Source organism: Streptomyces odonnellii (assembly GCF_000981895.1).
GTDB classification, from domain to species: domain Bacteria; phylum Actinomycetota; class Actinomycetes; order Streptomycetales; family Streptomycetaceae; genus Streptomyces; species Streptomyces odonnellii.
This window is the reverse complement of the sequence record NZ_LATD01000259.1, coordinates 1-6112: the sequence shown is the minus strand read 5'-3', so window position 1 is coordinate 6112 and position 6112 is coordinate 1. Positions and strand designations below refer to the sequence as shown.

At 70.8% G+C, this 6112-nt stretch carries 7 protein-coding genes; 2 read left to right on the top strand and 5 right to left on the bottom strand.

Annotated elements, in window-relative coordinates:
- Positions 1 to 735, top strand: a 735-nt coding sequence (locus WH07_RS37955; RefSeq protein ID WP_106409660.1) for an aminoglycoside phosphotransferase family protein, incomplete at its 5' end; no start/stop codon positions are given.
- 25 nt (positions 736 to 760) lie between these two features.
- Positions 761 to 1246, top strand: a complete 486-nt coding sequence (locus WH07_RS23250) for a GNAT family N-acetyltransferase (RefSeq protein WP_046503370.1) — start codon at positions 761 to 763, stop codon at positions 1244 to 1246.
- Between the two features lie 158 nt (positions 1247 to 1404).
- Here WH07_RS23250 and WH07_RS23245 read toward each other — a convergent pair whose 3' ends face one another.
- The 5 genes from WH07_RS23245 to WH07_RS23230 all read right to left on the bottom strand — a co-directional run.
- Entirely contained in the window at positions 1405 to 2583 is a 1179-nt protein-coding gene (locus tag WH07_RS23245) for a methyltransferase domain-containing protein (protein ID WP_198533875.1), read from the bottom strand.
- Complete coding sequence (locus tag WH07_RS40480) at positions 2580 to 2729, bottom strand: hypothetical protein (RefSeq protein ID WP_198533874.1); 150 nt, start codon at positions 2727 to 2729, stop codon at positions 2580 to 2582. The genes WH07_RS23245 and WH07_RS40480 overlap by 4 nt, the downstream gene beginning before the upstream one ends.
- 79 nt (positions 2730 to 2808) lie before the next feature.
- Positions 2809 to 3750: a helix-turn-helix domain-containing protein gene (locus tag WH07_RS23240; RefSeq protein WP_063775814.1), complete on the bottom strand. Its 942-nt coding sequence runs from the start codon at positions 3748 to 3750 to the stop codon at positions 2809 to 2811.
- Positions 3747 to 4499: a DUF6879 family protein gene (locus tag WH07_RS23235; protein WP_046503368.1), complete on the bottom strand. Its 753-nt coding sequence runs from the start codon at positions 4497 to 4499 to the stop codon at positions 3747 to 3749. Before WH07_RS23235 ends, WH07_RS23240 begins: the two co-directional genes overlap by 4 nt.
- A 110-nt stretch (positions 4500 to 4609) precedes the next feature.
- The coding region (locus WH07_RS23230; RefSeq protein WP_046503365.1) for an MFS transporter at positions 4610 to 6112 on the bottom strand (1503 nt) is incomplete at its 5' end.

Sequence of the window (6112 nt, the reverse complement as noted above, 5' to 3'; positions counted from 1 at the left end):
GTGGGTGGGGTTCCTGGGGCCGGCGGGCTGTCCGGGGCCTGCGGGCTGTCCGGTTCGGGCGATCCTGGCGGTCCGAGTGCTCCGCGTGATCTGCCGCCGCGCGATCTGAGTGGGGTGCCGATACGGGAGGCGGTCCGGATTCTGGCCGAGTTGCTGGCGCGGCTGACGTCGGTGCCGGCTCCGGCGGGTCTGCGGACGCTGGGGGATGCCGTCGCGCGGATGCTGGACGAGGCGCCGGTGCTGGCGGGGGCGCTGGTGGACGAGGGCGAGCGGCGGCTCGTACGGGACTGTGCGGCGGCGGTGCGCGAGGTGGCGGCCGAGCCGGGGGACCGGCTGCTGCACTGGGATCTGCATTACGAGAACGTGCTGGCCGCGGAGCGTGAACCGTGGCTGGCGATCGATCCGAAGCCGCTGGCGGGGGACCCGGGGTTCGAGCTGCTGCCGGCGCTGGTGAACCGGTTCGGCGCTTTGGACGGCGCCAGCACGGGCACGGGCACCAGTACGCGCACGGACACCAGCACGAACACTGGCACGGGCCCCGGCAGGGGATCGGCCGACGCGCAGACCCTGTGGCGCTTCGACCTGATGACGGAGGTGCTGGCCCTGGACCGGTCCCGGGCGCGCGCCTGGACCCTCGGCCGCGTGCTGCAGAACTGCCTCTGGCGGCTGAGGGAGGGCGACCGGCGACTGGACCCGGTCCAGGTGTCCATCGCTCGGTCACTGCTGGCACGGTGAGCCGGGGAGAGGGCAGGCTGCGGTCATGATTCGTACTGCCACTGCCGCCGACGTTCCGGTGATCCACACGATGATCCGTGAGCTGGCGGAATACGAGAAGTGCCTGGACGAGGCCCGGGCGACCGAGGCACAGCTCCACGAGGCGCTGTTCGGGGAGCACCCGGCGGCCTTCGCGCACATCGCGGAGTCGGACGACGACGGCGAACCGGTCGGCTTCGCACTCTGGTTCCTGAACTTCTCGACCTGGCGCGGGGTGCACGGCATCTACCTGGAGGACCTGTACGTACGCCCCGCCAGCCGCGGCGGTGGACACGGCAAGGCGCTCCTGACGGAACTGGCCCGGATCTGCGTGGAGCGCGGCTACGGTCGGCTGGAGTGGTCGGTCCTGGACTGGAACGAGCCGTCGATCGGCTTCTACCGCTCACTGGGAGCGGTGGCGCAGGACGAGTGGACGGTATTCCGCCTGACGGACGAGGCCCTGCGCACACTGGGAGCACGAGCGGGGGCGTAGCCGTGCATGTGGCGGGCGTCGCCGTGCATGTGGCGGAGACGTCGACGGGGGCGTGGCGGCGCGTGGCGGCCCCCTTCCCGCCCCGGCCCGCAGGCCGAGGAGCACCCCTGCCCGGCACCACGAGTGGGGCGCCGGGCAGGCGACAGACGGGCCACGGTTTATCCCACGGTCGGTACCGGATGCTCCGGGGAGTCCAGCCACGCCGTGTGGGCACCGCCAGGGGTGATGGTCAGGCCGAAGCGCTCGAACCCGGGACAGCCCTGGCCGTCCCACCAGGCGTAGGAGGTGGTGAGTTCTCCCCACAGGTCGCGAGGGCCGCACTGGTAGACCTCGAACTCGTCCGCGCCTGGGACGAAGTCGGCTGATGCCCATGAGGTCACATCGGTGTCGCGGAGCCAGAGCGTGTACGACCCGTCGGGGTAGCGCTCCGCGTACGGGAACATGCCGACGGTCTGGAGCCCGACGGCGAACATGGGGAGCCAGTCCGCCACGCTCTCGGGCGACAGCGCCGTAACCGTCCGGCGGCCGTCCGCGGGCCAGGGCCTGCCGCCCAGGTAGTCCCTCACATGGCGCCGGTGGGTGCGTTGCTGCCGCAGCCGCATGAAGGCGGACGGACCGACGAACGGGCCGGATGCGCTCCCGTCCTCCCGGACAGTGAGGCGGACGATTCCCTCGCCGCCGTACCCCGTGGCGTACGGGGAGACCATGATTCCCCCGGGTCTGGTCTGCCGGACGATCTCGGCCGGGATCTCCGCGAGTGAGGCCGTGATCAGCACTCGGTCGTAGGGGGCGCCCGGCTCCCAGCCCAGGGATCCGTCTCCGACGACGGTGACGGGATCGTATCCGGCGGCTCTGATCCGGGCGTGGGCGGAAGCGGCGTTCTCCGGGTCGAACTCGATGGTCACCACGCCGGGTGAGCCGACCCGTTCGCACAGCAGCGCCGCGTTCCAGCCCGTACCGGTCCCCAGTTCCAGGACGGCCGCTCCTGGCCGGACGTCCAGGGCCGCCAGCATGGAGAACACCATGGAGGGCTGGGAGTTGCTGCAGGTCGGGTTCCTGCCCTGGCCGCTCCCGGTGTGTGCCCCGTCGTCCCACTGTGTGGTGAGGGACACGTCCGAATAGACCGCCCGCAGCCACATCTCGGGGTCGGTCCGGCGGTCGACAGCTTCCACCGCTCCGGTGCTCCGGGTCACGCCGGGCCAGATCACATCCGGTACGAACGCCTCCCTGGGCACCGCCCGGAAGGCGGGGAGCCAGTCGGAGGTCAGGGCCCCGGCGCCAATGAGACGGGAGGCCAGCCCCTGGGGGCCGGCCTCCGTCGTGGGATGCCCGGTCACTTGGTGCCGCTGCCGTTGGTGTCGCTGTGACCGGAGTCCTGGCCCTCCGATCCACCGCCGCCGTGTCCGGCACCGGAGTTGCTGTCGTCCTGCTGCCCGCCGCCCTGGCCGTCTCCTGTTCCGCCGCCGTGCTTGCCGTCGCTCATGAAGGTGTGCTCCTTGTCGTGTTGACGGTGCTGATCGCCGCAGCCGGCTCGTACCGGCGGGCTCTCGATGAGAACGACGCTAGACGCCAACGGCCTTGCGGGCGGGCGCTGATGCTCCGTGATTCTCGCGCCGAGCGGCGCCGCTCGGGAGGATTCGTGGGAGCGCTCTCAGACGTGCCGAGCGCGTGCCGAGCGCGTGCCGGGCACGGGCGATGACGCGGTGGGCCTCGGCGCCGTGGACAGCGGACTCCGAAAGGGCCCGCCACACTTTCTGGTAGACGCCCACGCTGTCCGCGTCGTCCAGCCAGAGTTCCGCGTGCCAGTCCTCCGCGATGACCAGACGGTCGTCATAAATCCAGAAGCCGTTGGCGGGCGGGAGCTTGAGCGAAGCGCCGAACGGCACGATGCCTAGAGAGACGGTGTCCAGGCCGAGCACGCCCGTCAGGCGGTCGAGCTGTGCGGCCATGACCTGGGGCGGGCAGACCAAGGCCCGCAGTGCGGCTTCCCACATCACGATGTGGAACGTCCTGCCCGGCTCGTACAGCAGCTCCTGGCGCTTCACACGGGCCCGTACGGCTTCCTCCGTGTCGCGTACGGACTGGTGGAGGTCGGCGTACCGGGTGAAGATGTGGCGGGCGTACTCGGCGGTCTGGAGGATTCCGGCCACCATGGAACCTTCCCAGCCCCGGACCGTCGTGGACCGCTCGTATTCCGCCGTGAGTGTGTCCTGGACGGGCTTGTGTCCGGTCGCGAGCTGCCGGCGCCATGCCCGGGACCGGGATTCCAGGCTCCGGAGCCGGACGACCAGCTCCTCCGCGGCCCCGGGGTGGTCCGTGCCGTTCGCCCATGCCAGCAGGTCGTTCACCGTGGCGGTCTGGCGGCCGGTCTCCAACTTGCTGACCTTCGACTGCGTCCAGCCGAGCCGGGCCGCCAGCTCGCGGCCCGTGAGACACCGATCGGTGCGCAGCTCACGCAGCCGCGCACCGAGGGCAACTCTCGCCTGCTGGAAGTCGGTTGTCACGCGCTGGAGGGCACCTGTTCCGTGAACCGCTCGTACGGGACGGCGTGGTGCCACGCGGCGTCCCGCACCTGGCAGGCGCGCGAGACCTCGACTGGGTCGGTGATCAGCTCGACTCCGGTGAGCTGGTCGTCGTCATCGAAGTGCAGCCGGGCGATGACCCGGGAGTCGAACAGCCAGAAGTCGTCGTCCGGCAGCCGCAGGCGCTCCGCGTCGGCGCGCCACAGGTTGCGGATGTCCTCGCCCACCGCGCTGTTCCGGCGCGCGTTGTCCAGGAGGTAGCGCTGTCCGACGGTCGGCGGGCTGTCCACGACGCGCACCCGCTCGAACCGCTTGCCCAGGGCCGACTGCTCGCGCCGGTTCACGCACCAGGGGTCGTCCAGGTCCCAGCCGGGATCCTCCCCGCGCACGAAGCGGTGGTATGTCTCGGTCTCCTCGTCGGAGGCGTACCGGCGCCGGGACTCCAGCCGCCACGCGGTGTGCTCACACGTCCTGAACATGGCCTCGAACTCGTCGAAGCTGATCATCTCGGGAGCCCTTTCCGCCTCCTTGGGCGCGAAGTCCGCCAGTAACACGCGCGGTACGACCACGAACCCCTCCCCATCCTTGACGTTCCGGAGCTGTGAGATGTCGTCGGGATCGGTCACCGCATCGCCTTGGACCAGGACCTCCCCGCTGTCCAGGTCTTCATACAGGGTTGGGCAGCCGTCGCTTCCGGAGTTGGTGCCGATGAACCGGAGCCTTCGCGCCATCGCTGTTCCCCTCTCAGCGCCTTGCAGGTCGTTCTCAGCATGGCGTCCGCGGGGATCTTCTGTCCGGCGTGATTCTCGGTTATGCGTCGACGGGGCGTGGCCCCGGCACGTCACGGGGTGGCGTCGGTTGTTGATTCGCGGGTGCGCGGAGACGCGCCCGTGATGACGAGTACGGCTACGACCGCCGCGGCGACCAGGATGGCGGCCGCCCAGGCCAGGGCGACCGTGAAGCCGTGGACCATCGCCGTGTTGACCAGGGCCGTTCGCTCGGGCGGGGTGAGGCCGTCCGGCTTCGCCGCCGCCAGATACGTACTCGTCGTGGTGATCGCGATCGTGTTGAGCAGGGCCGTACCGATGGAGCCGCCGACCTGTTGCGCGGTGTTGACGGTCGCCGAGGTGACGCCAGAGTCCCTGGCGGCCACGCCCGAGGTGCCGGTGGCGATGGCGGGCATGAAGGTGAGGCCGAGTCCGAGGCCGAGCAGCACGGTGCCGGGCAGGATGTGCGTCGGGTAGCTGGAGTGGGTGTCGATGAAGGTCAGCGAGTACAGCCCCGCCGCGCCGAGCAGCAGCCCGGGGCCGATGAGGTAGCGCGGCGGTACGTGCGGCAGCAGCCGGGCGGAGATCTGGGTCGATCCGATGACGATCGAGGCGGTTAGCGGCAGGAAGGCCAGTCCGGTTCTGAGGGGCGAGTAGCCGAGGACGGTCTGCAGGAAGTACGTCATGAAGAGGAACGCCCCGAACAGCCCGATGGTCGTCAGGCACATGATGAGCATCGAGCCGCCGCGGTTGCGGTCGCGGACGATGTGCGGGGGCAGCAGCGGCCGCGGTGTACGGGTCTGCCACCACGCGAATCCGCTGAGCAGCGCGGCACCGCCGGTGAGCAGGCCCAGGACGAGCGGGGCGCTCCAGCCCTGGATCTCGGCCTCGCTCAGCCCGTACACCAGGGCGACGAGCCCGCCGCAGCCGAGGATCACCCCGGGGATGTCGAGGTGCGCGCCGTGGGTGCCTCGGGTGCCGGCCCGGTCGCTGAGCAGGGCGTACGCGCCGATGACGGCGATGGCGGCGATCGGGACGTTGACGTAGAGGCACCACCGCCAGCTCAGGAACTCGGTGAGGACGCCGCCGACGAGCAGCCCGATCGCTGATCCCGCGCCGGCGAGCGCGCTGAACACGCCGAAGGCCTTGGCGCGTTCGTCGCCTCTGGTGAAGGTGGTGGTGAGCAGCGAGAGCGCGGACGGGGCGAGGAGAGCGGCGAAGGCGCCCTGGAGCGCGCGTGCGAGGAACAGCATCTCGGGGCCGGTGGACGCGCCGCCGATCGCGGAGGCAGCGGCGAAGCCGATGAGGCCGATGACGAAGGTGCGTTTGCGGCCGACGAGGTCGGCGATCCGGCCGCCGAGGAGCAGCAGACCGCCGAAGGCCAGGGTGTAGGCGGTGATCACCCACTGGCGGTTGCCGTTGGTGAGGCCGAGTTCGCGCTGGGCGGACGGCAGGGCGATGTTCACGATGGTGGCGTCGAGGACGACCATGAGCTGAGCGGTCGCGATGACGGCGAGCGCCCACCAGCGGTGGGTGTCGGTCTCGGTGCCGGGTTCGGGGCGGGGGTGCCGGTTGGG

Coding starts and splice junctions, on each gene's coding strand:
- WH07_RS23250 (WP_046503370.1), top strand. CDS start 761: ATGATTCGTACTGCCACTGCCGCCGACGTTCCGGTGATCCACACGATG.
- WH07_RS40480 (WP_198533874.1), bottom strand. CDS start 2,729: ATGAGCGACGGCAAGCACGGCGGCGGAACAGGAGACGGCCAGGGCGGC.
- WH07_RS23235 (WP_046503368.1), bottom strand. CDS start 4,499: ATGGCGCGAAGGCTCCGGTTCATCGGCACCAACTCCGGAAGCGACGGC.